The organism is Acidobacteriota bacterium (assembly GCA_016712445.1).
Taxonomy (GTDB): Bacteria; Pseudomonadota; Alphaproteobacteria; order Caulobacterales; family Hyphomonadaceae; genus Hyphomonas.
On sequence record JADJRB010000005.1, the window covers coordinates 1 to 22,278 of the forward strand.

35 protein-coding genes and 1 tRNA gene are annotated in these 22,278 nt (G+C 63.5%); 23 read left to right on the forward strand and 13 right to left on the reverse strand.

Going from position 1 to position 22,278, the window contains the following annotated elements:
• The 8 genes from IPK75_18120 to IPK75_18155 all read right to left on the reverse strand — a co-directional run.
• Positions 1-192 (reverse strand): hypothetical protein (locus tag IPK75_18120; protein MBK8200267.1); only part of this gene is annotated, 192 nt, incomplete at its 3' end.
• Positions 189-467 carry a hypothetical protein gene (locus IPK75_18125; GenBank protein ID MBK8200268.1) on the reverse strand — a complete coding sequence of 93 codons (279 nt, stop codon included), beginning with the start codon at positions 465-467 and terminating at the stop codon, positions 189-191. The genes IPK75_18125 and IPK75_18120, both read right to left, overlap by 4 nt.
• Positions 468-507: 40 nt before the next feature.
• Positions 508-1,746 carry a hypothetical protein gene (locus tag IPK75_18130; GenBank protein MBK8200269.1) on the reverse strand — a complete coding sequence of 413 codons (1,239 nt, stop codon included), beginning with the start codon at positions 1,744-1,746 and terminating at the stop codon, positions 508-510.
• On the reverse strand, positions 1,685-2,119 hold the full coding sequence (locus IPK75_18135) for a hypothetical protein (protein ID MBK8200270.1): 435 nt from the start codon (positions 2,117-2,119) through the stop codon (positions 1,685-1,687). The genes IPK75_18130 and IPK75_18135 overlap by 62 nt, the downstream gene beginning before the upstream one ends.
• Positions 2,119-3,375: a ParB N-terminal domain-containing protein gene (locus tag IPK75_18140; GenBank protein ID MBK8200271.1), complete on the reverse strand. Its 1,257-nt coding sequence runs from the start codon at positions 3,373-3,375 to the stop codon at positions 2,119-2,121. Before IPK75_18140 ends, IPK75_18135 begins: the two co-directional genes overlap by 1 nt.
• Positions 3,376-3,398: 23 nt before the next feature.
• Positions 3,399-3,944, reverse strand: a complete 546-nt coding sequence (locus IPK75_18145) for a tyrosine-type recombinase/integrase (protein MBK8200272.1) — start codon at positions 3,942-3,944, stop codon at positions 3,399-3,401.
• A 3-nt stretch (positions 3,945-3,947) separates the two neighbouring features.
• Entirely contained in the window at positions 3,948-4,316 is a 369-nt protein-coding gene (locus IPK75_18150) for a hypothetical protein (GenBank protein MBK8200273.1), read from the reverse strand.
• 523 nt (positions 4,317-4,839) lie between these two features.
• Complete coding sequence (locus IPK75_18155) at positions 4,840-5,013, reverse strand: hypothetical protein (protein ID MBK8200274.1); 174 nt, start codon at positions 5,011-5,013, stop codon at positions 4,840-4,842.
• Between the two features lie 469 nt (positions 5,014-5,482).
• On the opposite strand from IPK75_18155, the gene IPK75_18160 reads away from it, so the two are divergent.
• The 23 genes from IPK75_18160 to IPK75_18270 all read left to right on the forward strand — a co-directional run bounded on the left by IPK75_18160 (position 5,483) and on the right by IPK75_18270 (position 16,758).
• Entirely contained in the window at positions 5,483-5,707 is a 225-nt protein-coding gene (locus tag IPK75_18160; GenBank protein ID MBK8200275.1) for a hypothetical protein, read from the forward strand.
• Position 5,708: 1 nt separating this feature from the next.
• The gene (locus tag IPK75_18165) at positions 5,709-6,041 is read left to right on the forward strand and encodes a hypothetical protein (protein ID MBK8200276.1); all 333 of its coding nucleotides are present in this window, start codon (positions 5,709-5,711) and stop codon (positions 6,039-6,041) included.
• On the forward strand, positions 6,038-6,709 hold the full coding sequence (locus IPK75_18170; GenBank protein ID MBK8200277.1) for a hypothetical protein: 672 nt from the start codon (positions 6,038-6,040) through the stop codon (positions 6,707-6,709). Before IPK75_18165 ends, IPK75_18170 begins: the two co-directional genes overlap by 4 nt.
• Entirely contained in the window at positions 6,706-7,473 is a 768-nt protein-coding gene (locus IPK75_18175; protein MBK8200278.1) for a PD-(D/E)XK nuclease family protein, read from the forward strand. The genes IPK75_18170 and IPK75_18175 overlap by 4 nt, the downstream gene beginning before the upstream one ends.
• A gap of 136 nt (positions 7,474-7,609) precedes the next feature.
• On the forward strand, positions 7,610-7,789 hold the full coding sequence (locus tag IPK75_18180; GenBank protein ID MBK8200279.1) for a hypothetical protein: 180 nt from the start codon (positions 7,610-7,612) through the stop codon (positions 7,787-7,789).
• The gene (locus IPK75_18185) at positions 7,786-8,040 is read left to right on the forward strand and encodes a hypothetical protein (protein MBK8200280.1); all 255 of its coding nucleotides are present in this window, start codon (positions 7,786-7,788) and stop codon (positions 8,038-8,040) included. Before IPK75_18180 ends, IPK75_18185 begins: the two co-directional genes overlap by 4 nt.
• Positions 8,041-8,259: 219 nt before the next feature.
• A complete protein-coding gene (locus IPK75_18190) occupies positions 8,260-8,769 on the forward strand; it encodes a tyrosine-type recombinase/integrase (protein MBK8200281.1) in 510 nt (169 codons plus the stop codon).
• Positions 8,756-8,823 (forward strand) — tRNA-Phe (locus IPK75_18195). The genes IPK75_18190 and IPK75_18195 overlap by 14 nt, the downstream gene beginning before the upstream one ends.
• 762 nt (positions 8,824-9,585) lie before the next feature.
• Positions 9,586-10,851 carry a hypothetical protein gene (locus IPK75_18200; GenBank protein ID MBK8200282.1) on the forward strand — a complete coding sequence of 422 codons (1,266 nt, stop codon included), beginning with the start codon at positions 9,586-9,588 and terminating at the stop codon, positions 10,849-10,851.
• A 276-nt stretch (positions 10,852-11,127) separates the two neighbouring features.
• The gene (locus IPK75_18205) at positions 11,128-11,790 is read left to right on the forward strand and encodes a pentapeptide repeat-containing protein (protein MBK8200283.1); all 663 of its coding nucleotides are present in this window, start codon (positions 11,128-11,130) and stop codon (positions 11,788-11,790) included.
• Entirely contained in the window at positions 11,787-12,035 is a 249-nt protein-coding gene (locus tag IPK75_18210) for a hypothetical protein (GenBank protein MBK8200284.1), read from the forward strand. The genes IPK75_18205 and IPK75_18210 overlap by 4 nt, the downstream gene beginning before the upstream one ends.
• Positions 12,032-12,739 carry a hypothetical protein gene (locus IPK75_18215; protein ID MBK8200285.1) on the forward strand — a complete coding sequence of 236 codons (708 nt, stop codon included), beginning with the start codon at positions 12,032-12,034 and terminating at the stop codon, positions 12,737-12,739. The genes IPK75_18210 and IPK75_18215 overlap by 4 nt, the downstream gene beginning before the upstream one ends.
• Positions 12,736-12,915, forward strand: a complete 180-nt coding sequence (locus IPK75_18220; protein MBK8200286.1) for a hypothetical protein — start codon at positions 12,736-12,738, stop codon at positions 12,913-12,915. Before IPK75_18215 ends, IPK75_18220 begins: the two co-directional genes overlap by 4 nt.
• Positions 12,915-13,367, forward strand: a complete 453-nt coding sequence (locus tag IPK75_18225) for a hypothetical protein (protein MBK8200287.1) — start codon at positions 12,915-12,917, stop codon at positions 13,365-13,367. Before IPK75_18220 ends, IPK75_18225 begins: the two co-directional genes overlap by 1 nt.
• The gene (locus IPK75_18230) at positions 13,364-13,567 is read left to right on the forward strand and encodes a hypothetical protein (protein MBK8200288.1); all 204 of its coding nucleotides are present in this window, start codon (positions 13,364-13,366) and stop codon (positions 13,565-13,567) included. The genes IPK75_18225 and IPK75_18230 overlap by 4 nt, the downstream gene beginning before the upstream one ends.
• 28 nt (positions 13,568-13,595) lie before the next feature.
• The gene (locus IPK75_18235) at positions 13,596-13,832 is read left to right on the forward strand and encodes a hypothetical protein (GenBank protein ID MBK8200289.1); all 237 of its coding nucleotides are present in this window, start codon (positions 13,596-13,598) and stop codon (positions 13,830-13,832) included.
• Between the two features lie 4 nt (positions 13,833-13,836).
• A complete protein-coding gene (locus tag IPK75_18240; GenBank protein ID MBK8200290.1) occupies positions 13,837-14,274 on the forward strand; it encodes a hypothetical protein in 438 nt (145 codons plus the stop codon).
• Positions 14,271-14,471 (forward strand): hypothetical protein, encoded by a 201-nt coding sequence (locus tag IPK75_18245; GenBank protein MBK8200291.1) that lies wholly within the window; start codon positions 14,271-14,273, stop codon positions 14,469-14,471. The genes IPK75_18240 and IPK75_18245 overlap by 4 nt, the downstream gene beginning before the upstream one ends.
• Before the next feature lie 4 nt (positions 14,472-14,475).
• Complete coding sequence (locus tag IPK75_18250) at positions 14,476-14,871, forward strand: hypothetical protein (GenBank protein MBK8200292.1); 396 nt, start codon at positions 14,476-14,478, stop codon at positions 14,869-14,871.
• Positions 14,868-15,236, forward strand: a complete 369-nt coding sequence (locus tag IPK75_18255) for a hypothetical protein (protein ID MBK8200293.1) — start codon at positions 14,868-14,870, stop codon at positions 15,234-15,236. Before IPK75_18250 ends, IPK75_18255 begins: the two co-directional genes overlap by 4 nt.
• A gap of 1 nt (position 15,237) precedes the next feature.
• A complete protein-coding gene (locus tag IPK75_18260) occupies positions 15,238-15,753 on the forward strand; it encodes a hypothetical protein (GenBank protein ID MBK8200294.1) in 516 nt (171 codons plus the stop codon).
• Positions 15,750-16,247 (forward strand): hypothetical protein, encoded by a 498-nt coding sequence (locus IPK75_18265; protein MBK8200295.1) that lies wholly within the window; start codon positions 15,750-15,752, stop codon positions 16,245-16,247. Before IPK75_18260 ends, IPK75_18265 begins: the two co-directional genes overlap by 4 nt.
• Positions 16,248-16,257: 10 nt before the next feature.
• Positions 16,258-16,758: a hypothetical protein gene (locus IPK75_18270; protein ID MBK8200296.1), complete on the forward strand. Its 501-nt coding sequence runs from the start codon at positions 16,258-16,260 to the stop codon at positions 16,756-16,758.
• A 30-nt stretch (positions 16,759-16,788) separates the two neighbouring features.
• Here the strand turns inward: IPK75_18270 and IPK75_18275 are convergent, their stop codons facing one another.
• From IPK75_18275 to IPK75_18295, 5 genes are read right to left on the reverse strand one after another with little or no spacing between them, the layout of a single operon-like run.
• Complete coding sequence (locus tag IPK75_18275) at positions 16,789-17,001, reverse strand: hypothetical protein (protein MBK8200297.1); 213 nt, start codon at positions 16,999-17,001, stop codon at positions 16,789-16,791.
• A 28-nt stretch (positions 17,002-17,029) separates the two neighbouring features.
• Positions 17,030-18,328 (reverse strand): hypothetical protein, encoded by a 1,299-nt coding sequence (locus tag IPK75_18280; GenBank protein MBK8200298.1) that lies wholly within the window; start codon positions 18,326-18,328, stop codon positions 17,030-17,032.
• Between the two features lies 1 nt (position 18,329).
• The gene (locus IPK75_18285) at positions 18,330-18,518 is read right to left on the reverse strand and encodes a hypothetical protein (GenBank protein ID MBK8200299.1); all 189 of its coding nucleotides are present in this window, start codon (positions 18,516-18,518) and stop codon (positions 18,330-18,332) included.
• The gene (locus IPK75_18290; GenBank protein ID MBK8200300.1) at positions 18,475-18,621 is read right to left on the reverse strand and encodes a hypothetical protein; all 147 of its coding nucleotides are present in this window, start codon (positions 18,619-18,621) and stop codon (positions 18,475-18,477) included. The genes IPK75_18285 and IPK75_18290 overlap by 44 nt, the downstream gene beginning before the upstream one ends.
• A gap of 4 nt (positions 18,622-18,625) precedes the next feature.
• The gene (locus IPK75_18295; GenBank protein MBK8200301.1) at positions 18,626-22,273 is read right to left on the reverse strand and encodes a hypothetical protein; all 3,648 of its coding nucleotides are present in this window, start codon (positions 22,271-22,273) and stop codon (positions 18,626-18,628) included.
• Positions 22,274-22,278 lie beyond the last annotated feature (5 nt).

Genomic DNA, 22,278 nt, shown 5'->3' on the forward strand with positions numbered 1-22,278 from the left:
CCATTCCGCCGCCTTGATAATGATCGAGTACTCGTCGCCTTCAAGCAGATATGCCTCGCCCGCCGGGTGATCCGAGGGCAGCATCCCCATCACCTGGCCCTTCAGAATCGCCAGGTGCGCCTCGATCTCTTTCTGCTGTTTGTGCAGCGCCCCGTAGGCGTCGATTGCCGCGCGCTTTTCATTCTTCGTCACGCGGCCACCTGCTCGCGCCAGCGGTTTTTCGCCCACGCCCGCGCCATGGCGCGGCGCTGGGTCCGGCCCTCGCCCGCGTACGTTCGCGTGAACGTGTCGAACGCGGCGCGAAACAGCAGGTTGCGCCTGCACTGCCGCGTGGCCACAGGCGGCGCGGCTGGGCGCTTTGTCACGCTGGCCCACAGGTGGTAGGGCTTCGCGTTCTTGCCGAGCTTCAGCCTTTGCTCGATTTCACGGCTTACGGTGCGCATTGTGCGCTTGATGCTTTCGATCATGTGGGGTTCTCCGATACGGCTCGATACGTCTCAATGCGTCTCAGTAGGGCGAGATGGCTTCGCGGTCCTCGTACGTCACCACCTGCTCGCGCGGCCCGTACGAGTCAATGGCGCTCCAGGCAATCGCCAGCGCCATCACGCAGTCGTCGTGTTGCCCGCTGGGCGCTTCGTAGCGCGTTAGCCCGCTCGGCAGCTTCGACGATGCGAACGATTGCAGCTCGGCAAGTAACTGCGGGTCCGGCGTGATGCGGATATCGCCGCGCTCAAACGCAAGGCTCAGGCCTTCGATTGCCAGTGTCTTGCTGGCGTTCGTCGTGAAAAACGCTCGCACCGGCACGCCATCGCGGTAAAGCTGCTCGATGATGGGTTGGCCCATCGAGTTCGATTCAGCCAGCACAAGTGCGGGACGCCATGTCTTGTACATCTCCTGGATTCGCTGGCGCTGCACCGCATAGTCCACGCTCGACCATCGCTGCATGTGCACCTGCGTGCGCAACCGCGGATCCACAACCATCACTACCGTGTAATCCAGCGAGCGGCCCCAGTCGATACCGAAAATGTACGCTGCGCCTTCCTCGGGCTCGTCAAGCCAGGCCGCCGTTGCCGCTTCCTGCACATGGCGGAAGACGCTGCCCTCGAAATTCACGAACTGTGCCAGATACTCCTGGCTGAACGCCAATTCGTGCATATCCTTGCGCGCTTCCTCAATTTCCCCCGGCACGATGTAGGGGTTCGTCGAGGTGGGCATTTGCCAGCTTGCCCACGCCGGGTACAGCGGGTCCTGGCCGCGATCCCACAGCGTCTTGAAGTAGTTCATGCCACGCGGCGTCGAGAACATCCACGCGTCGCCCTGATAATCCGTCAGCGTGGCGCGAATCACAAGCTGCCAGGCATCGCGGAGGTTCGCGATGTGCGCCGCCTCGTCGACCACGATGCGCTTGTATTTGCGTCCGCGCGCTACGTCCGTCTTATCCATCGACCACATCTCGACCGAGCCACCGGTGATCAGATCGATCGAGTGCAGGTTTTCCATCTTGCGCTTTGTAATCGGCTTTAAAACGTTCACCATCTCGCGCCAGGCCGGTTCGAGCTGCTTGTTCGTCGGCGCGAACCAACCAGCCGGGTAGCCTTCGAGTACAACAGGGATTAGTTGGTCGATGCCCTCGGTTGTTTTTCCCCAGCGCCTGCCGCAGCAGACCACGTTAAATCGCTTCGCCTCATTCCTCACCCGCTCCTGGGCCTGGTGTGGCGCTGGTAGTTTTAGGCGGTATTCGGGCATATTCGACGACGATTTTGTGTTCCTGCGGCCCGCCTCCCGCGCCGGTCACCTCGCTCGCGGTCACGTCGCGCTGGCCGAGAAGCTGCTTGCCGAGCCAGATCGCCATCGTGGCGCTCCCCTTCTTCATCAGCTCAATCTGCTCTCGCCGCACGCTCAGGCGGCCCCGCGCTCGCCCGCGCTCATACGCCTCGCGGTAACGCGGCTGCTGCAGCCGCTTTTCGATCGTGGCCAGGCTGCAACCGAACCACCCGGCAATCTCTTCCTGGGTGGCGTTCAGCGCGCCCAACTTCTCGATCTCGTCGACGCTGATCCTCAGCTTGGGTCGCCCGATCTTGCCGGGTTTGCCAACCTTGCCGGGTTTCTTCGCGCCCATTACGCCGCGATCGCTTCCGTGCGATCGTAGGCGACCTGGTCAAACGTGCGTCCGTCCTCGGCCAGGCCCGCCGTTTTGCCCGTGAACGTCTGCCAGCGCTGCACGATCGCGTCGCAGTAGCGCGGGTCGATTTCGAGCCCGTAGCAGATTCGCTCGAGTTCCTGGGCGGCAATCAGCGTTGTGCCGCTGCCGAGGAACGGATCGTAGACCGCGTCGCCGCGCTTGGTGTGGTTCACAATAGGGCGGCGCATGAGCTCGACGGGCTTCTGTGTGCCGTGGCCGGTGGGCTTTTCCGTTTTGTTGCCGCCCATCGGGTGCAGGTTCGCTACGTCCCACACGGTTGTCTGCTTGCGGTCGCCGAGCCAGTTCGCCTTGCCGCCTTTGCGGACAGCGTACCAGCATGGCTCATGGCCCCAGTGGTACGCGCCGCGCCCGAAAACGAAGTGCTGTTTGCGCCAGATGATCTGCGCCCGAATCTCGAAAGACGTTGCGATTAGCCCGGCTGAAACATCAGCAGCATAAACGCCAGCGTGCCATACGTACGCCACGTCGCCAGGGAACAGCCGATAGGCGTCGGCCCAGTCTGCGCGGTCATCGTTGGCAACCTTGCCCACTGCGTGGCGCTTAAACTGGTCGTAATCTTCGCGCCACTTCGGGTCGTATTCCACACCATAGGGCGGGTCGGTGACCATGAGATTCGGCTTTGCGCCGGCTAACAGGTCTCGTACGTCCAGCTCATCGGTCGAACTGCCGCACATGACCCGATGCGCGCCCAGGATCCAGATGTCGCCGCGTTTCGATACCGGATTCGCCGGCGGCTCGGGCGCGGCCGCGTCCGCGTCGGCTCCAGGCGTCGACGCCGCCTGCAGAAAGCCTTCGATTTGCGGCAGGTCAAACCCGGTAAGCGTCAGATCGAGGCCTTCGAGCTTCAAATCCGCCATCTCGAGTGGCAGAATGTCCAAATCCCAGGCCGTCTCGTCGTGGCTGCGATTGTCCATCAACCGGTACGCCTTTACCTGCGCCGGCGACAGATCGGCGGCGACCAGGACGGGCACCTCGTTCCAGCCTAGTTTCTTGGCCGCTGCGAGGCGCGTGTGGCCGACGATGACCACTCCCTGCGGGTCCACTACCAGCGGCTGCTTCCAGCCGAACTGAGCCAGCGACGTGGCCACCTTGGCGATCGCCTTCTCGGGGATACGCCTCGCGTTCCGGACGTAAGGCTTCACCTTGCCGATGTGCCAGGTTTCGATCTGCATCTCTTTTTAGGAGGCCGTAAAAACTACAACTCCCCGTACACTTCCCGCGCCGCCGCGTCCATCTCCGCGCTGCGGATTTGTGCGTATACCATCGTGCTCTTGATGTCCTTGTGGCCCAGCCAACCCTGCGTCTTCGCGACGCCCAGCTTGCCCACCAGATGGGTAGCAATGCTGTGCTTGAGGCAATGCGGGTGCCACAGGTGGCGGGGTATCCCCGCCTCTCGGCAGTAGCGCTGATACAGGACGTACACCGTGCGCCGGTCAATGCCGCGCTTCTCGCGCGAGACGAACAGCGGCCCCGCCGCGTCGCCGCGAACGGCGAGCCAGGCGCGCAGCGCGCGCAGCTCGGGCGGCGAGAGCAGAAACGAGCCGTCGAGCGATCCCTTGACCCTCTTTACGTGCAGCCGGCCTTTCTTCGCGTCGAAGTCGGAGAGGCGCAGCCGCCCGGCTTCGGAGGCGCGCAGGCCGCGCCAGTACATGATCGTGAACATCGCGCGATCGCGCGGCGCTTTGATCACGCGGAGCAGCGAGGCGATCTCCGCCTCGGTGAGGTATTTTCTGTCGGCCACGGATTACCGCTGGGGTTCGTACGGCTTGTTCACGTCGGAAACGCGGAAACGCGGATCCACGCTGCGCTTGCTCCCGAAGTAGCGCCGCGCCACAGGCGCGAGCATTTCGCGCGGCTTCAGTAGCGGCAGCTCCCGAATCTGCGCGTCGAGCGCAATCGTGCTGTGTATTTCGCGTTGCGTCCGTTCGGCGCTTTCGCGCTGGTGGCCGCCGAACTCGATACACCGCTCGCCGCCTGCCGCCGTCACCCACTCGGCCGCGCCGCGCGCGACGTGGCGCACGCAGGCTTCGAGCGAGAGCCGCGTTACGCCGCCTGCTATCGGGTTCAGGATGCGCACCGTTTGGCGGCGGATGCGCCTCGCCTCGCCTTGCATTCTCTCCAGATGGCGGCGCTCCGCCCCGGGAAATGCTACTGCTTTTTTGCGCTGATTTGCGAGTGAATACACGGAGGGCGGCTTTGCCTCGATGGGGAGCCGGGTATGCCCGGCTGGGGTTACAAGCGTTCGCCACGGATAGCTAATCGTGGCATGACCGTACTGGGACCGTCAATGGTACGTATCGGCGCGATGGGGGGTAAAGTTGCGCGCGTCGAAAACAGCGAAAAGTAGGCTCGCGCCCGACGATGCGCTGGGTGGCGAAAGTGGCGTTTTCGCCGGGTTGGCTGGGCTTGCGGGCCTCGGGCGATGGCTCGTAAACCGCTGATCCGGCAATCAGTTGCGCCCGGTTTTGCCCCGCAAAACGAGTTGGTCAGTATTCGCCTTCTGTCCAACTGGAGGCACTTTTGGGCACCTAACTCGTTGATTCTTCGTTCGCCAAAAACGCGAATCCTACCCCGTATTGTCTAATTCAATCCCTTTTCGCGGGGTTCCTGTTCGCGGCCGGCCCGCGGCGCGCCGATCACGCCTCGTACACGCCGTGGCTGTCGATCCGGATCGTGGGCAGGCGGTCGAAGTCGGGAAAGCTGAGCTGCGCGGGGTGCGGCGCGATCCGCGCTTGGCGGCGCAGCTCCTCCGCTACCAGTTGTTCAACGCGTTCCTTGGCCAGTTGCCCCAACGCTCCCAGGATGAGCACGCCTCCGAAGACCGAGCTAAAGAACGTCAGAATCCTGGTTTGCCGACTTTGCCGACAATTCCGAAGCGGCGCGAGATTAAAACAGTCTTGCGATCATGATTGAAAAATCCTCCGCGCGTACGATCGGCATTCACGCGGCTGATCGTTAGGGCGACTGCGCTTTCCCCTTTTTCCTCCATCTTGCCGCCGCCGCTTTCTTTGCGACGGCTGAACGCTGAGCGGGTGTGAGCGCGGCCGCGCGCGCCGCGCCGCCAACTGCGCCGCCCTTACGCCCGATCTCACTTAAAGCCTCGGGCGTGAGAACCCGCGCTCGCGCCTTGCCTCCCAGCTTCCCTAGACTCACCGCCGCCCGGTTCTTTTTGGCTCGCTTCTTGATTGGCATCATGCCTATCTTAGCGCTACGTAAAAAAAGTTTCAATCCCTGTCTTTTTTGCTTGACCTAACGCTAGATTAAGCTCATACTTAAATCATGAAACACACACAAAACGCCGCCAGCTACGCGGCGATCTGCAACGTGACGCTGGTGCTCAAATGCGCCCTCGTCCCGAACCCGACCGTGGGTTATTACCCCACGGTTGCCGCCGCCCGCGCCGCCGCGCTGAGCCGCAAGGGCTTTGACAGCGCCGTCATCTACGACGAAGCGAACCGCCTCGTATTCCGCTCGCGCCGCTGGTTCGGCCAGGGGGTGAACTAACATGCTCCCCCGCATCCCCCCACAACGCGAAACGGCCCCGGCAAGCGTCACCTTGCCGAGGCCTTCGGTCCAAACAACTTCGAGCAGCTCGAACCAAGCCCAGTATAACGCCGAGCCCAGCGGCGAGTACGTGTTCACCTGCCGCTCCTGCGGCAGCCCCGATCTCGCCTCCCTGTGGGGAGGCGGATACCTCGACGAACTCACCGTCTGCAACGCCTGCGGCGCGCGCACTGCCGAGGATCCGGATTGCACGCTGCACTTCCCCGAGTTCGCGCCCGATTTCGCCGCCATCGCGCCCTACAGCGAGCCCGCGGCGGCCGAGGTGGCAGCATGAGCGCCGCCGCCAGTTCGTCTCCCAAATCAGAAACGCGGCCGATGCGCCCGCGCGTCGAATTCCCGTTCAACACTACGGTGCTCGTCACCTTGCAAAACCCGAAACCGGCGGGGCCGTACCCGAGCCGATACGAGAACGGCCGCCCGAGTTACCTGTACACAGTCCTCGAAGGCGACGTCGAGAAATCTATGTTTCTCGACGACTCGCAAAAAGACATGGTTGACGCGCTCCACGTCACTGCTGGCACCATGATCGCCATCACTAAAAAGGAGGTACGAATTACCCTGCCGGACGGCAAGCCAGGGCGAAAGGCCGAGTGGACAATCGTTGACCCGAGCGCCGCCATCCAGACACAACGCAACGCCCGCTCGCCCTTTCCCGCTCGCAGCGCCGACGAGATCAACGCCGAGCAGCGCGCCCGCGAGCTGGCTGATGACATCGCGCGCCGCAAGGCCGATGAAGCCGCCGCCTCCTCCTCCACATTCACACCCGCTTTGAAGCCTTACGGAGATCTGATCCGTGACGCGCTCTGCCAAGCTATCGACGCTTGCGCGGCAGCGCGCGAATACGCGGCCGCCAAGGGCATCGCGGTTGAGTTCAGCCCAGACGACTATCGCGGTCTGGCCAGCACGATCTTCATTCAGCGGTCCAAGGGAGGCGCGCTGTGACGACACGCACCCTTTCCCCGTCGCAGGTAAACACCTTCCTGAGCTGCTCCTACGCGTGGCATTGCGAGTACGTAGAAAAGCTCCCCACCTCTCCGAGCGCCCCCGTGGCGCTCGGGAGCGCTGTCCACGCCACGGTTGCCGTGGCCCTACGCGCTAAGCGCCAGGGGCACAATATGGATCTCTCCGAGTTGCTCTGGGATCACTACGAAGATGCCGCACACGCGCACCTGTCCGAGGCGCGCTTCAGCGAAAAAGAATCGCTCGCCGAAGAGATCGAGCGCGGCCGCTCGATGGTGTCCCTCTGGCATGCGCAGGCGCTACGTACGATCAGCCCTGTCATCGTTGAGCGCAAAGTCACCTCGAAAATCGGCGGCGTCAACGTAGTTGGCGTGCTCGACATCGTCGATAGCGACGCGGTCGCACGCGACACGAAAACCAGCCGCAACCCACCCTACCCGCTTCGCGATGTGAAGCCGCGCCACCGCTTGCAGATGGCCACCTACGCCGTCCTCTGCGACGTGGAGCGCGTCCAGCTCGATCACATCACCGCCAACTCGAAATCATCGCGCTACACACCGCAGCAACTCACCATCACGGATGAGGATCGCCGCTTCGTACAGCTCACCTATCCAGCGGTGGCCAAAGCGATGGATGCGGGCAACGTGTTGCCCAATCGCAACGCGCAATTCTGCTCTCGCCGCTTCTGTTCGCACTGGCAGCAGTGCGAGAAGGAATGGGGCGGCACCGTGAAGGAGGGGTTGTGAAACGGCTTATTCAGTCGCTCATCATCCACTGGATGTTCTCCAAAGTTCCTTTCCCCGCTCCAGCGTTCTTGCACCCACACATCTTCGGGTGGGCGATCGGCGCGCGGATCTACGAGCGCGTGAAAGGCGAGCGCCCATGAAGTGCCTCGTGTGCGATTCCCCACTCGCCGCCGGCCGGTGCGAAAGCCCGGCCTGCGCGCTGTTTCTCTCCGCGCAGCCGCGCCTGGTCGTGCGGCTCGACGGCCCCCGCATCATCCTCGCAATCGAGGAGGAAACTGAAACCCCGCAACCGAACCCCGGAGGATTGATCGTATGAAACTCTGTCCGAAGTGCCAGCGGCCCCTCACGCCGTCGCGGATCTCGCCCGCGGATCTGCTTCACGCCGCTGCCAGCATGGCCCCGCCGCTCGATGGCCCGATCCGCGAGAACGTGATCGAGGCCGCGTTCCTGCTTTCGTGCATGGTCGATGTCGAGATTTCGCGCCTCGCTGCCGACCAGGCCGACCGCGACCGCATGCTCGCGCTCGTTGCTCAGCACATCGAGCAGAGGATGGGGCAGACGGCGTGAAAAACGACGACGCCTCGCTGCTGATCCTCCTGTTTCTGCTCCTCGCCTGTGCCGTGCTCGTGTTCTTCCGCTAGGCCGCTGGGGCCTTCACAAAAAGGCGCGGCGTGATCGCGAACTACCTGCGCCCGCGCTTCGGCGAGGCGAGACCCCAGGGCAAAACTGCGCCGCGGCCACCGCGCGTGGATCACGCCCGCCCAGCTCGCCGGGATTGTCGACGCGATGGCCGAGCCCTACGCCACGATGGTGCACACCGCCGCCTGGACCGGGCTGCGGGTGAGTGAGCTGATCGGGCTGCGCTGGCGCAACGTCGGCGCGGATTCGATCACCGTGGCCGAGCGCTGCTGCCGTGGCGACTGGGGCGAGCCCAAAACCGAGGCGAGCGCCGCGACGATCCCGGTCAACCGGTCCGTGCTGGCCCGCCTGGGCAAGCGCGGCGCTCCGGACGCGCTCGTGTTCCGGACGGCGTGCGGGCGGCCGCTGCGCGATAACAACGTCCTGGTGCGGCACCTCAAGCCCGCCGCGCGCCAGCTCGGCCTCGACTGGGTGAACTGGCTGGTGCTGCGCCGCTCGTTCGCCACCTGGCTCAAAATGGCCGGCGCGGACGTTAAGGACGCGCAGGGACTCATGCGCCACGCCCAGGGCCAGTACCACCCTCGACATCTACCAGCAGTTCGTCCCAGCCTCCCAGCGCCGCGTGATCGATGGACTTATCGATCACTTCGCGGCTGAGTCCGCGCCCTGAAAAGGCTGGCGTCGGCGGTTCGATTCCGTCCCTGGCCACCATCCCCTTCAACTAGGGGAAATATTGGGGTAACGTTATCGTGCCTTTGGAACACAAAGGTACTTTGATGTTTTTGGGCAGCGTGGAAGCGTTTCCGCAGTAGAATAGTGACTTGAGCGCCGCCACACCCTGGCGAGCGCCTGTTCGCAGTCCTCGCATCCGCGCCCGCTGCCATGCGAAGTTAGGCTGAGGTTCACTGGGTTTCTTCGGATGCACGCCCGGTGACTGAAGCCCGACCTGGCGAGCGGGCCGGAACATGCCGGACCTTCGCGAGACCCTGGGGGCGGAATGCTCGTGCAAAAGCACCCGCCCTCCAGATTTTTTTACCCCCCAACAGAGCCGACGAACACAGCCTTTTGACTGCATCCCGAAACATAGTCTTTTGACTGTGTGTTTGCCCGAAAAACCCAGTCATTTCACTGGGTCCCATCATTATTCAGTAGAGAATTACTCTATACATGTAGAGTCTGTCTGTTCTCCCGGAGAGAAAACCGACCCAACTGACTTGACCCTTCTCCTTCTCTTCCCTCTTGCGTTTTACGCGCATGTGGGAGTATCGTTGACTCTTCCGGCTGTCGTTTTGAAATCGGACCAAAGGGATTTGCACCCCTCCGAATCGAGCGATGGCGCAGGAAAGTGCATCCGACAAGCGGGCCTCGCCCGTTGCCCCCCACGCAACGACGATCCACGTTTTCGGAAAGAACGAAGACGAGGGTTAATCGTCCTGATGCGAACACTGAGCTTTTACGCGCGGGAGGCTGCCAATGAGTAGAGCCTCCGCCGCGACAACGGCAGCCGCTGAGCTGCCAGCCCCCAAAGTCCGACGCCTACCCGCCTGGACGCGCCGCAACATCGCCTGGCGCGCCATCCCCGAAACGTACTTCACCGTGTTGGCGCGCGAGCTATCGCCCGCCGCCTACTCGCTTGCCGGGCTCATGATCTGCCTCGCGGGCGAGGAAGAGTTTTGCGACGTGCTGCAATCGCGGCTCGCGAAGCTCCTGAAAATGCACACGGTTACCGTTGGCGAGGCGCTCGACGAACTGGAACGCGCGGGCGCTATCGCCAAGCGCAAAGTCGGCGCGCGCAAGGTGTACGACCTGCTGGTGGATGCGTGGAAAAACGTGAAGTGCCGGCCGCGGCCCAAGGTCGAAGAGATGCCCGCCGCCGAGGAAGCGGAGGCGACAGAGCCCGCCGCCGATGCGCCGCGCAAGCCGCTGCAGAGCGTGAGCATTGCCCGCGGCAAGACGCGCGAGATCGCGATCCCGGCCGCGATCACCTGCCGCGCCGTGCGCTGCGCGAACGAGAGCGCTTTCCCGCTGGACGTGGAAGCGCGTATAATCTCGGGAGAGCAGCCGGGCGCGGACACCATCGAGTTGGCGATTCGCGAAAAGAGCGCGATTTCGCAACATGTGCCCGATGCAAGCAAAGGAGTTAAGGTCGAATCACCCAGTCAAATGACTGGGTGTTTGGATCCGCAAAACGCGCCGAGCGAGCTGAATTCGCTGCGCGAAATGGTGAATCGCGCCCTCGGCGCGCACCTCGGCTTTGTCACCGACGAAGATCTCCGCGCGATCGGCACCGCCCTGAACGGCTGCCCGATCGACCAGTATGCTCGCCGCCTCCACCAGCGGCGCGGCATGTTCACGGGCGGCAAAGGCACCTGGGGCGGTGCCCTCCTCATCGCACAGGATTGTGCCAAGGCCTTTGCCGCCGCCTCCACCCCGCCGCCCGCAGCCGCGCAGCCTGAACCACTCCCCACCGTCGCAGCGGCCGACGAAGCCGCCTACGAAGCGCATTGCGACCAGCTTTTCGAGGCGTGGTGGAACGCGCAATCGCCCGATGAGCAGGCGAAGCTGAACGAGCAGCACAGAGATGCTGTGTACAAACAATTCGCCGGAACGCGCTATTGGCCTAAGGCGCAGCTCGCGGAAACGATCCGCCGCAGCATTCGCGTAGAGGCGCTCAAGACGCTCGCGCCGGCGTTCGATGAGTTTATGCGCCGCCCTCGCGCGAAAGGGGCAAGCGTATGAGCTACCTTGAGAGCTGCTCCTCGAACGCGTGGCAGTGCCGCGAGTGCGGGTGCGATGACATGCACGCGTGCATGGATCGCGGCGTGCCCTGCCACTGGGTTGCGCCGCACCTGTGTAGCGCCTGTGCACGGAGCAAGGCGTCTCCAGCTCGGCGCGCTGCGAGAGAGGCGCGAAGTCTTCTGGCACTCCGCCGGAACGCGGGCGGTATAGCAGGCCGCGGGGGCCTGCCTGCCGCCCTCCGCGTGCAACGCGTGGGGAAGGGCAGGTGATGCGCCCATGGCGATTGAGATCCTGAGCCGGTATACCGGCGCAATCCTCTATTCGAGCGCGACGGCGGAGACGATAGCGAAAGCGGTCGTCGAAGCTGCTCGGAGCGGCGACCTCTACGGCGCGAACCTCTACGGCGCGAACCTCTACGGCGCGAACCTCGAAGGCGCGAACCTCGAAGGCGCGAACCTCGAAGGCGCGAACCTCTACGGCGCGAAACCTCGACCTCTAGGCGCGAACCTCTACGGCGCGAACCTCTACGGCGCGAACCTCGTCCGCGCGAACCTCTACGGCGCGAACCTCTACGGCGCGAACCTCTACGGCGCGAACCTCGTCCGCGCGAACCTCGAAGGCGCGAACCTCGAAGGCGCGAACCTCGTCCGCGCGAACCTCTACGGCGCGAACCTCGAAGGCGCGAAAACTTCAGACACCACCAAGATTGATCGCGTTGCGATCACGCTTGTCGGATCGCGGCACGTCATCACCGCCTACTCTGATCGCGTCCGCATTGGTTGTCAGGAACGCTCGTATGGAAACTGGCTAGAGGTCTACAAGAGCGTCGGCAAGATGGAGGGTTATACCGCAGAGCAAATCGAAGAATACGGGGGGCTGATTCTTCGCGCCCAGGCGATGTTTGCAGCGAGTGGAAAAGCCGTGGAGGAACTTGCGTGAACATCCGCCCCACCACGCTCATCCTCACGCTCGCGCCCACGCCACAGGACGGGCGCGATCTGTATCGCGAGCAAAGCCTCACCTGCGCCTGCTGTGGCAACGACAATCGCCGGGTGACGGCATGGGTGATCCCAGGCCTGTGCGTTGAGTGCGCGATTTACGTTATAAGCGTCACCGTGGCCGCGCCACACACGCCGCCGCGCCAGGCTGCGCTGTTTGATCGCGGCGCGAGGTTGCCGGGATGAGCGCCTCAGCGTTGGCCTTCCCCGCCGCCACCTTTCGGGCGTGTCTCGACTGCGACGCGCCTCTCGATCAGCCATACGCGCAATGGTGCACACGCTGCCGCCCGGCGCATCGCAAGCGCCGTCTCGTCCACGTTCCCAGCACGCAGATCGACGAGGAAATTACTGCGGCGTATAAAAAATTCCGCGAGTTCAACAACCGCAAGGCGATCACGCTCGCCGCGCGTCGCATCGGCTGGCCTCGCCACGCCGTGCTGAGGCGCGCCCGGCAGCTCGGCCTGGCGCAAACGAAGGAAGCGCCCTGGACAGAGCGCGAGGTTTCAGTGCTTCAGCAGTACGGCTACCTCTCAGATGCGAAGCTCGCGGAGAAGCTGCGGGCTCACGGATTCATCCGCTCCGCCACAGCCGTGCACCTGAAATGCAAGCGCATGCGGATCAAGAGCAATGGCGACTGGTACAGCGCGACGAAACTCGCGAACGCGTTCGGCTGCGATGCTCACGTGGTGCTGCGCTGGATCAACTCGAAGGCGCTGCGCGCGGAGAAACGAGGGACCGAGCGCGGCGAGGCGCAAGGCGGCGACACGTGGCTGATCCGCCATGAGGACGTGCAGCGCTTCGCGCTCGCCTACCCGGATGAGTACGACCTGGCGAAGGTGGAAAAGTACTGGTTCCTCGACATGATCACCGGAGGCAAGATATGTCGGTGAGCGCGGTCATAAACATCGTCGTTTTCGTCGCGCTTGTCGCTCTTCACTTCTACATCATCCATCGCCTCATCCTTGTCGAGCGCGCCTTGCGCAACGTCCTCGCCGCGATTGAAAACGGCGATGATCTGGAGCGCCTCAACAATGCGATCCAGGCAGCGCGAAAGGTAGTGGCGTGATGGGTTGCCACATTGAAATCCCGCAATCCGGCCCATGGAAGGGCGCGCAAGTTATCACCTGCGGCAAAGCGTTCGACCCGCCGAAGCCCTGCAAGTTCTGTAGCGAGACAGGACTCTATCTTTGCGACTGGAAGGAAGTGGAACGCGTAGAGGCTACGCAATGGCACGATGTGCGGATTGGAGACGTATGGATGTATTTGCCGAGCCAGCCCGCAAAAGTAGTGAACATCGAGGCCGAAGATTATGGCCTGTGCTTCTGTCTCGACATCGGCAAGGGTAGAATCGTTCGCCCTTTCCGCTTCTTCAACTCCACTCTGACTTGCCCCATCTTCCGCCGCGGCAGATGCGATCAGCCAGTGTGCGAGTGCCACGCCCGCGAAGTTGGCGATGACGTTCATTACTGCATGGACTGCTGGCAGCGCCAGGCGGCGCTGATCGGGGGCGGGCGATGAACCCCCGCGAAATCGCGATCATCCGCGAGCTGCTCGCGCTGCGCCGCGCGGGCCAGCTCGCGGGCGTGTGGTGCGACGCGGGCCACCTCCGCGTCGAGCTGCCCGACGGGCACGTTTACGCGGCGCGCAAGCCAGAACGCTACCAGCGCGTGCTGTTCGCCGCGCAGCAGCACCTCGCGACGCGCAAGGTGGCCGCGTGATGCCGAGATTGGAAAGGAGTTTAACCCTGTGAAGGTAATGCTGGAAAGCACCAGTAAAATCACCTTTCTCGTCGTGAATGGCGAGGAAGTACCGGCCCGCGTGTGGGAAGGCACCACGGAAAGCGGCATCCCCTGCCACGCGTACATCACGCGCATTGCCGTGAACGCACAACACGATGCCGCAGAATTCGAGCGCGACCTGCGCGAGACTCGGCCACCATCGGCGGATCTGGCGCGCGCAATTCCGATGCGCATGGTGCTGTGAGGCAATGCCCATCCGCCCCGAGCTTCGCCACCTGTACCGCGGCCCCGCCTGGGCGGCGATCCGCGCGCGCATCCTGGCCCGCGCAGGCCACGCCTGCGAGCGCTGCGGCAAGCCGCACGCCGCGAAGCTGCGCGTCACGCGCGGCGGCATCTGGTACGACGACGCGCTGAGTAGCTGGCGCAACGACGCGGGCGAGGCGAACGGGTTCAACTATCCCGGCATCACCGGGCGCACCGTGTACGTGATCCGGTGCGTGATCACCATCGCGCATCTCGATCACGATCCGCGCAACAACGCGGACGCGAACCTGGCCGCGCTGTGCCAGCACTGCCACCTGAAACACGATACGCATTTCCACCACGCGAACGCGCGGCGGACGCGGGCCGCGAACGTGGGACAGGCGTGGCTGAGCCGGGAAATTGAGGAAGGGGTGAGGCCGTGAGCATGTTCCGCAATGGCAAGTGGCACTTCAAGGCCGCCGTGGAGCCGAGCGCGAAACGCTGGCGCGTGGTGAGTGTGGACGGGCGAACGGAGATGCCGTTCCACGTCGAAGAGGCGGCGCGGCGCTACGCGGAAAAGCACGGCGGGCGCGTCGAGGAACGCGTTGCGCGACCGTTCAAATTGCAGGAGGCGAGGTAAGGCAATGGCAGCCACAGCAGCCGCGCTCGTCACCACCCGGCCAGGCCGGGTCCGCTACGGCCACTACGAAACCTTGTCCGGCGCCGCTGGCTCCTGCCCGATGTGCGGCGCGCCCATCGAGGCACACGTCCCGCACGCCTGCGCGAAGCCCGATCTCGATCACCGGCCGCACGCGGTGCGGACGCGTTCGGAGCCGTTCGAGTCGGCGACGCTGCCGTTCCTCGTGCACAGGGGAATGACGTGCCGGTTTGAAGGGCGCGTCTATCGCTACACGAATTACGCGCCGCTCTGCGAAGGCCGCGTGCGGGATAGCGATCTAGTAGAATCGCGCGAGCACTTCTACGAGCTGGTGGGGATGGGTGTGTTGGAGGAGATCAACGCACAGGAGGTGCAGGCGTGAACAACTACGCCATCGTGCTTATCGCAATCATCGGCGGCACACTCGCCGCGCTCCTGATGATCCCCATCAGCACCGCGCAGCAACCGGGCAGCGTCACGGTGACAAACACCGTGACGGCTATCGCAGGCCCGATCACCTGCACGCTTTCAAACCCCGCGCCGCCCGCGTTCTCGATGACGTGTTCGGCGCCAGGGGGCGCGACACTCAAGCAGGACGCGACGCCAGCCGTGGGCGCAACGTCGGGCATCGTGGGCAGCTTCAACGTGGGTGCCGACGCAGTGACGTGGATTGTGAAGCAGGAGACGGCGGGCGCGGTGACGTGGCAGGTGGGGGCGAATGGCGTGATGAAGGCGGGGAGTTTTTGAGATGATCCTCGGCTTCAAAGACCGATTTATCCCTTACGTTCTCGACGGCTCGAAGACGCACACCATTCGCGCCGGTGAGCGCTGGCGCGCTGATATGCGTGCCGACTTGTTCGCCAAGGTGAGACAGAAGGGGATGAGGCTTTTGTTTCGCGCACCGGTGGTGCGTGTGGAAGAGATACTCATCCAAGTGTTGCCGCACTACGGACCAATGATTGTCATTGGGGATTGTGCTCTGACTAACGAAGAGGCGGATATGTTCGCGTGGCGCGACGGGTTTCGCCATCCGATGGCATCGAAGCCGCACGGCGCGTTCAGCCTGATGATGCGCTTCTGGCAATTCACACACAAGATCGACGCGAAGCCCTTCCACGGCCAGATCGTGCACTGGGATTACGCCCAGCGCTACGTGCCGTGCGGCGATTGCGGGCGCTCACATCCGCTCGGCCCGTGCAACGCGATGTTCCGCTCAGACTGGCGTTTGCCGCGTCCCACGCGCGCGGCGATGGCTGCGCGATGAAAGCCCTCGACGTGTTCACGGGCAGCGAAGGCGCGATCACCCGCGCCTACTACGCCGCGCTCGAACAGCACGGCGCTCCAGGCATCGTCGCGGTGAACCTGTTTCGCGCGCAAAAGTGCTCGACGCGCGCGAAGAAATATCGAGGCGGCGTTCGCGGCGTGGGCTCGTATCGCGACATGGCCTACGACCGCAAGGCCTGGTCGATGGGGAACCTGGTCAAGGCGCTCGAAGAACACGGCGACGCGCTCGGCATCGCATACGGCTGGAAACGCGATCCGCTCGCGCTAACGAACCCGTGGGTGCTGTACGTGGATCTGCCGAATGGCCAGGTGAGCTTCCACTCACCCACGCGCGGCGAAGGCCCGGATTACGCGGGCGAGTGGGACGCAATGCGCGCCAGCGAAGAGCGCATCCTCGCGTTCTGCGATGGCGTGATGCGCGGGTTTCGCGTGGATGTGACAAACCACTCGACGGGGGAGCTGAAGTTTTTATAGGCGGTGATGAATGAATCGACGAGCCTTTTATGAAACGCTGTGCGCAGTCGCCGTAATCAAGGCTATCGCGCGGGACCAATCCGCGCCTGTGCGGACTTGGTACCCGCATTCAATTCGCGAACTGCTGAGCTTCGGTGTCGAGGTGCGGAAGGTGGGAATCTCGCTGTGTGATGTGGACATGCGGGTGGAAGGGATACACCTTAACCAACACATGAACCTCGGATGCAAGGTGTACTTCGAGGACGTTCCGCAGTCCTTCGTCTCGGCGACGGCGAACGCGATGAACGTCTTCATCCGCGACGGCTCGTTGCACTGTGACGATGTGACATTTTTCTCGGCTACGGGAAACGAAGCAGGGTTGCTGATTCACTTGGAGTTCACAAACGGCTCCCGTCCGATCCTCGCATTCCTGACGGATTCGCGTTACTTCTTGGGTCTGCCAATCACTCCGAACGGGGGCACAATCCACGTACAAATGCCTCGTCGGGAAGGCTTAATCCGCCTCGCATGAAACGTCTCTTTCTTTAAGCCCGAATCCGCCCTAAGGCTCCGGTGATTTTCGCTTCGCAGGCAGCGAGGCGCGCAGCCGCTCCATCGCTTCCGCCACGGCCTCGGAGGCCTCGGCCGAGCGCTCCAGGATGCGGAGCGCTTCCGCGATCACCTGGTCTTTCTGGTCGAGCTTGCGCCACAGCGCGATCACCGCGATCGCCAGCGCGGCTGGCAGCGTCAACGCCTCGATATTTACTGGCGGCATTCATCACATCTCCATTTTCTCAAAAGGGTCAAAACGAGTAGCCTTGCGGCACGCACTCGCCGGGCGCGTCGATCGCCGTGTCCGGGTCCACAGGGTTGCACGCGTTCGAGGGCTCGACCGCGATCGGCGTGCCGCACGTGTCGAGGCCGCCGCCTGTGACGCCGGACGTGTTGAAAAAACGCTCTTTCGTTGTGATGGGCTCGACGCCGGTGATCGTCTGCGCCGCTCCGCTGGCCAGGAAGTAAAACGACGGCAGCGGGTCATCGGAAAAATCCGTGAAGAAGAAGCCCCAGGCGCTACCCACTTCACGGCCCGAGAATGCCCCGCCAATCGACGACAGGAGCGCTGTGGACGCGCTCCAGCCGCTGGAGTACGTAGAGGCATAGATTGTGCCGCCGGCCGCCCAGGCGGCCCTGAACGCGCTGCCGCCCACGAGTCCCGCGTTCACGCCCGCGTCGGCGGCCGCCGACGTGTCGATGTCCGCAAACGCCCAGGACGGCGCGTCCGCGCTGGTCGCAATCGCGGAGCGCAACTTCCAGTTCGTGCCCACGCCCACGTCGGGCGCGTTGTAGATCACGCCAATGGTGCCATCGGCGAGCGCGGCGGCGCTGATCGGTAAATCCTCGTCGTCGATTTCAGCCTCGATCTCGTCGAACGCGGTGCCGATGCCGCCGCCTTCGCCGATCACGAGCACATGCAGCAGCGAGTGCTCATCGGTCGAGATGGTTTGCTTGCGTACGAAACCATGGATGCGCCCGTCGAGGCCGCGCGCGATGCCAACGGGATTGAACAAATGATCGCTGTCCGTTTGGCCGGCTGGTGCGCTCAGCGATGACCACGAATTCAGATCAGCGCTCAGCGTGCAGATTTCAGCTTTGATCGTTGATCCGCTGCCGGGAAACGTTTTAACCAGCACGCCGAATCCACCATCGGTGGATTCTTCAATGAACAACAACGCCGCATTGCCTGCGCCATTGTCCAACGTCGGACCCGCCGCGCTGGTGTCGTCGACCGCGCCCGTCGCGAGATTGAAGCGCGACACCTCCAACTGCGTATCGAAGCCGTCCGGCACGACGTACAGCACGTAAACGTAGTCGCCCGCGATGGATCGGCACGCCGCGAAAACCTGCGTCGTTCCGCCAATGGTGCGAGTCTCGCCCGTCGCGGTCCACGTCTCGCCCGCGTCGCTCGACGAATACGCTTCGAGCGTGGTCAGATCGGAGAACGCGAAGCAGTACAGCGTTCCGCCGTACTCCCACGGCCCTTGCGGCCCGCCACGATTCGCCAGCGGGTGCGCGGCAGTCGAAACTTGAAATGGTCCAGGCATTTCAGTAGCTCAAATACAAAGACGTGGGCACGCTCAGCGGGTCAATCGAGATGCCCGACGGCGGCTCGAAGTACTCGCCCGACGCGATGGGCGCGACGCCTTGGAGGCGCGTTTCGTACACGCTCGAATCCGCGAGTGCGAACGCCTCAGCGCTCGCAATCGGCGTTGAGCCCGTGATTGTCTGGTCCATGCTGTAAAACCCGCTCCGCGCTCGCGATGGGCGCGTTGCCGCTCAGCGTTTGCGCGGGCGGCGCATTGTCTTTCCGCTCGTCGAGAACATTTTCTTCGATCATGTTTTTAGCCTCTCGTAATCAGGTTCACCACGCCGCCGCAGCCAGGAAACTCGCTTCCCACCCCGACCACGTCCACGGTGAACTTGTCGTCGCGCTCGATCACGAGCGGAGCCTCGCGGAAGCTGGTCACCCGGTGCACGTCGGTGCTTCCGGCGGGCACTTCTAGATAAGTTCCGGCGGCGAAGATCGAAGTGCCATTTTGCTTAATGTCGATCAGCACGGGCGCGCCCTCGGGCGGCGTGCCGAACACCACGGACACGCTCTCCGCGACGCTCAGGTCTTTCTGCGCGTACCAGGGGTTAGTCACATTCGTCCCGGTGGCCAGCGCGCGGCTGGCGACGCCGGGGATCGCGTTGGCGAGCACAAACGTGGCTCGCTCCTGGTCGAGGTTCGTGCCGACATACGTACCGGCGGCGAGCATGGTGCGCAGGGCGTTTGCCTCGCTACTCCCCAGTGTCACGCGCACAATCGCGTCGGTCTCGGCGCAGCGGCCGCGGCGATCGTTCTGGAACGGTTCGCCGCCGGCCAGGTTGCCGACGTCGGCAGCGAAAAACGTGGTGGGCGAAAGCACCTCAACGCGCGTGGTTGCCGTGTTAATGGAGCTGCCGGTCGGTCCCACCGCGCCGGTCACCCCCCAGATTGCGACACGGAAGCCGTTGTCTGTCGGGTAGCTGGACGTGAAGCCGTGATTCTGTGAAGTGGTAACCACGTTTGTGTTCGTGTCCACGTTGGTGATGACGAGCGCGTCTGAGCCGCCGATCCCCGTCTCGCCTGGCTCCGGACCGGTCCCACTCCATACGTAGCCGCCGAACGGATCGGGACCGCTATTGTAGCCATTCGTGCCGCCGCCGTCCGTGCCCCCGCCGCCGCCCTCGTATGTGTAGCCGGTCACGTCGATGGGCGTCAGGTCGATGGTGAACGTGTACGGGTCAATCGGCGTGACCTCGAACGTGCCGCCGTTGAGCAGCTCGCCCAGCTCGCCGCTGAACCCGCCAAAGTTCACGCCTTCGTATGTACCGCCAAAGCCGTGCGGATACTCCGTCTCAATCGTCAGTTCACTGGTGTCCGTCACCTCGACGCCTACAACAAGCGGTAGCTCGCGCGCCTGCGCCGTCACGTTGTAGCGCAGGAACGTGCCGCCGATATCGCGAAGCTGGACGCGCTGGATGATGAACACGCCGCACAGCGGAGGCGAGGTGGTGAACACATCGAGCCACTGCCCGATGTGCCAACCGTTCGTGTCCGTCTCAAACTCGACTTCGGCGACGTCCACGCCGAAGTTTTGGAAGCACGTTTCCGCGAACGCGGCCGCCATGCCCGCGTCGCGAATGTTCTTCGCGCTCGTCACCGCCTCAATAATGCCGCTGCCGCCGGTCCGTGCGGCGACGCTGGCGATCGCGGCCGAGTTCTCAGCCCAGTACACATCAAGGCTGCTCGACGCGTGAGTGACCACGATCTCATCGATTGCCGTGTACGCGGTCTGAGCCGAATTGTGGCGCAGCACATTTGAGGTGCGCTCCCACGCGAAATCCCACGGCGCCGTATCGCGGTCTTCCCAGGCGAGAACGATCTTCTCCACGTCGTTCACCACCACCTTGGGCGCGTAGAGCAGCGAGTAGGAAAGTAAGTACTGATGCGTCCCGTTGCCCGCAAGTGTAGTTGTGCGCTGGCCGCCGGTCGGGATCGCGGTCCGGACGCCCTGACGGGTGCGCGTCTGACGATTCGAGCGCGTGATGCGCATGTTGCGCCACACGCCGTCGTCATCGCGAATCACGCGTGGGGCAACGTCGAAGCTCTTGCGTTCGAGGCGCAAACGGCGGAAGTGGTCAATGCGCCAGTTGAAGCCGAACACGCTTGAGACGCGATCGAGGCACGCTGCCACGGTCTCATCGTCGAACACGAGGCGCTTGCCCGTCACGCTGCCGGTCTCGACCGCGTCGTAGGTGACACCCTCGCTCGCCAGCGTGGCGTCGAAGATCTCCTGCACGATCGTCCGGAGGTCGAACGTCGGACCCTCGTACGTTTTCGCAAACGTGCGCCGGTCCGCCAGGTCGCGATAGTCCGTGCACGTGACGCTGATCTTCAACTCGCTGCGCGAGTCGAAGGCCTGCTCGACGATGGTCTGGACGAATCCACCGAAAAGCCGGTCAGTGCCTCGGAAGTAGATCACTTCCTCTCCCGCGTTCGGGCGATATGTGGCGCGGCCCACGTCGTTCAGCGCGAACTGCGCACTGGCGCGGCCGTTGAACTCTTCGACGATGTTCAGCGTGTTGACGCTGAGCCAGGCCGTGCGATCGCGGCCGCGCACAAACAGCGTTCCCGTCGCTTCGCGCAGCACCGCGCCGCCAGGCAGAAATGTTTCCCCGCTCGCGATCGTGTCGTAGCCGGTGATCGTGTACGACAGCGCGCCGCTGCTCGGCACGCTCTCTGCGGACGCGATCGGCGACGCGCCGGTAACGTTGAGCGCGAGCGAGCCCGTGCTCGGCACGCTCTCTCCGGAAGCGATGGGCGAGGCTCCGGTGACAGGCTGATCGTAGATCAGCGCTCCAATACCAAAACTCTCCCCACTCGCGATAGGCGTAACGCCGGTGATCGGCCCGGCGACCACGCCGCCTGCGGGGAAGAATTCTCCGCTGGCGATGGTTACGGAGCTGGCAACCTCGGCGATACCGCCGGGGGGGAACGTTTCTCCGGACGCGATCGGTAAGACGCCCGTGAGGGTGATTGTGCCGTCCGACACAGTGCCGCTGCTCGGCACGCTCTCTCCGGACGCGATGGGTGAGTTGCCTGTAATTGGTCCGGCGATTACACCGCCAGCGGGGAAGGACTCTCCGCTCGCGATGGGGGTGGAACCGATCAAGTTGGGTTCGGCGAGCGGGAAGAATGCATACTTGACTGCCCTCCGGGGAGGGTTGAACATCTGGAATGGCTCTCGCCAAAGGGAGGAAACTTCCTCCTTCGAGAGAATGCGATCCCAAATGTAGACGCATTGGCAAACGGAGTTGGAGTCCCGTCCACCAACGTTGTCGCCAATGGAAAACGTCGCATCGGCACTGTAGGAGATCGTTCCTGTGGTTCCGCCGCCTCCATCGTAGGAACCGTCATCGGTGTATGCTCGCTGCCCTGCTGTGGTGGGTTGCATGTCCACCGTCAGGACAAACTGATGGAGGCCGTTAGCTACAAAGTCGCTGATGTTGCGAAAGCCGTTGTTTTGAAACGCTCCGTTGTTGAAGCCGAACGTCAGCTTGCCGGCATTGTCCTTGTAGAACACATACGACGTGTAGGGGCTCGAATCGGTGGCATTCGGAGCAACGCCCGCGAAGTTCGCGAAATCTGTTGGCGTCGAACGAATATAGCCTCTCCAGAGGAGAGAGACTCGCTGCAACCGCAGCGCCGGTTCAGCCGTGCCCTTGATCCCTTTGCCCGCCGCGTCCACGTCGAGCGCGAGGCCGTAGCGGCCTTCCTCCCACGTTGGAGCCGTCGAAGACGGCCCGTACACAACCCCGCTGATGAGGTTGCGGACTGAGCCCTGATGCTCCTTTTGGAGAGGGAAACATCCCACCATGCCGATGCCGAACGGAGATCCGGTATCGACACGAGAGCCGAGAGGTGGCTTGACCAGCCACCTGCCGGGATGAAGGATGGAAGGCATTTATA

Coding starts and splice junctions, on each gene's coding strand:
- IPK75_18125 (MBK8200268.1), bottom strand. CDS start 467: ATGATCGAAAGCATCAAGCGCACAATGCGCACCGTAAGCCGTGAAATC.
- IPK75_18130 (MBK8200269.1), bottom strand. CDS start 1,746: ATGCCCGAATACCGCCTAAAACTACCAGCGCCACACCAGGCCCAGGAG.
- IPK75_18135 (MBK8200270.1), bottom strand. CDS start 2,119: ATGGGCGCGAAGAAACCCGGCAAGGTTGGCAAACCCGGCAAGATCGGG.
- IPK75_18140 (MBK8200271.1), bottom strand. CDS start 3,375: ATGCAGATCGAAACCTGGCACATCGGCAAGGTGAAGCCTTACGTCCGG.
- IPK75_18150 (MBK8200273.1), bottom strand. CDS start 4,316: ATGCAAGGCGAGGCGAGGCGCATCCGCCGCCAAACGGTGCGCATCCTG.
- IPK75_18160 (MBK8200275.1), top strand. CDS start 5,483: ATGAAACACACACAAAACGCCGCCAGCTACGCGGCGATCTGCAACGTG.
- IPK75_18165 (MBK8200276.1), top strand. CDS start 5,709: ATGCTCCCCCGCATCCCCCCACAACGCGAAACGGCCCCGGCAAGCGTC.
- IPK75_18170 (MBK8200277.1), top strand. CDS start 6,038: ATGAGCGCCGCCGCCAGTTCGTCTCCCAAATCAGAAACGCGGCCGATG.
- IPK75_18180 (MBK8200279.1), top strand. CDS start 7,610: ATGAAGTGCCTCGTGTGCGATTCCCCACTCGCCGCCGGCCGGTGCGAA.
- IPK75_18185 (MBK8200280.1), top strand. CDS start 7,786: ATGAAACTCTGTCCGAAGTGCCAGCGGCCCCTCACGCCGTCGCGGATC.
- IPK75_18190 (MBK8200281.1), top strand. CDS start 8,260: ATGGCCGAGCCCTACGCCACGATGGTGCACACCGCCGCCTGGACCGGG.
- IPK75_18200 (MBK8200282.1), top strand. CDS start 9,586: ATGAGTAGAGCCTCCGCCGCGACAACGGCAGCCGCTGAGCTGCCAGCC.
- IPK75_18205 (MBK8200283.1), top strand. CDS start 11,128: ATGGCGATTGAGATCCTGAGCCGGTATACCGGCGCAATCCTCTATTCG.
- IPK75_18215 (MBK8200285.1), top strand. CDS start 12,032: ATGAGCGCCTCAGCGTTGGCCTTCCCCGCCGCCACCTTTCGGGCGTGT.
- IPK75_18225 (MBK8200287.1), top strand. CDS start 12,915: ATGGGTTGCCACATTGAAATCCCGCAATCCGGCCCATGGAAGGGCGCG.
- IPK75_18230 (MBK8200288.1), top strand. CDS start 13,364: ATGAACCCCCGCGAAATCGCGATCATCCGCGAGCTGCTCGCGCTGCGC.
- IPK75_18240 (MBK8200290.1), top strand. CDS start 13,837: ATGCCCATCCGCCCCGAGCTTCGCCACCTGTACCGCGGCCCCGCCTGG.
- IPK75_18250 (MBK8200292.1), top strand. CDS start 14,476: ATGGCAGCCACAGCAGCCGCGCTCGTCACCACCCGGCCAGGCCGGGTC.
- IPK75_18260 (MBK8200294.1), top strand. CDS start 15,238: ATGATCCTCGGCTTCAAAGACCGATTTATCCCTTACGTTCTCGACGGC.
- IPK75_18265 (MBK8200295.1), top strand. CDS start 15,750: ATGAAAGCCCTCGACGTGTTCACGGGCAGCGAAGGCGCGATCACCCGC.
- IPK75_18270 (MBK8200296.1), top strand. CDS start 16,258: ATGAATCGACGAGCCTTTTATGAAACGCTGTGCGCAGTCGCCGTAATC.
- IPK75_18275 (MBK8200297.1), bottom strand. CDS start 17,001: ATGCCGCCAGTAAATATCGAGGCGTTGACGCTGCCAGCCGCGCTGGCG.
- IPK75_18280 (MBK8200298.1), bottom strand. CDS start 18,328: ATGCCTGGACCATTTCAAGTTTCGACTGCCGCGCACCCGCTGGCGAAT.
- IPK75_18285 (MBK8200299.1), bottom strand. CDS start 18,518: ATGGACCAGACAATCACGGGCTCAACGCCGATTGCGAGCGCTGAGGCG.
- IPK75_18290 (MBK8200300.1), bottom strand. CDS start 18,621: ATGATCGAAGAAAATGTTCTCGACGAGCGGAAAGACAATGCGCCGCCC.
- IPK75_18295 (MBK8200301.1), bottom strand. CDS start 22,273: ATGCCTTCCATCCTTCATCCCGGCAGGTGGCTGGTCAAGCCACCTCTC.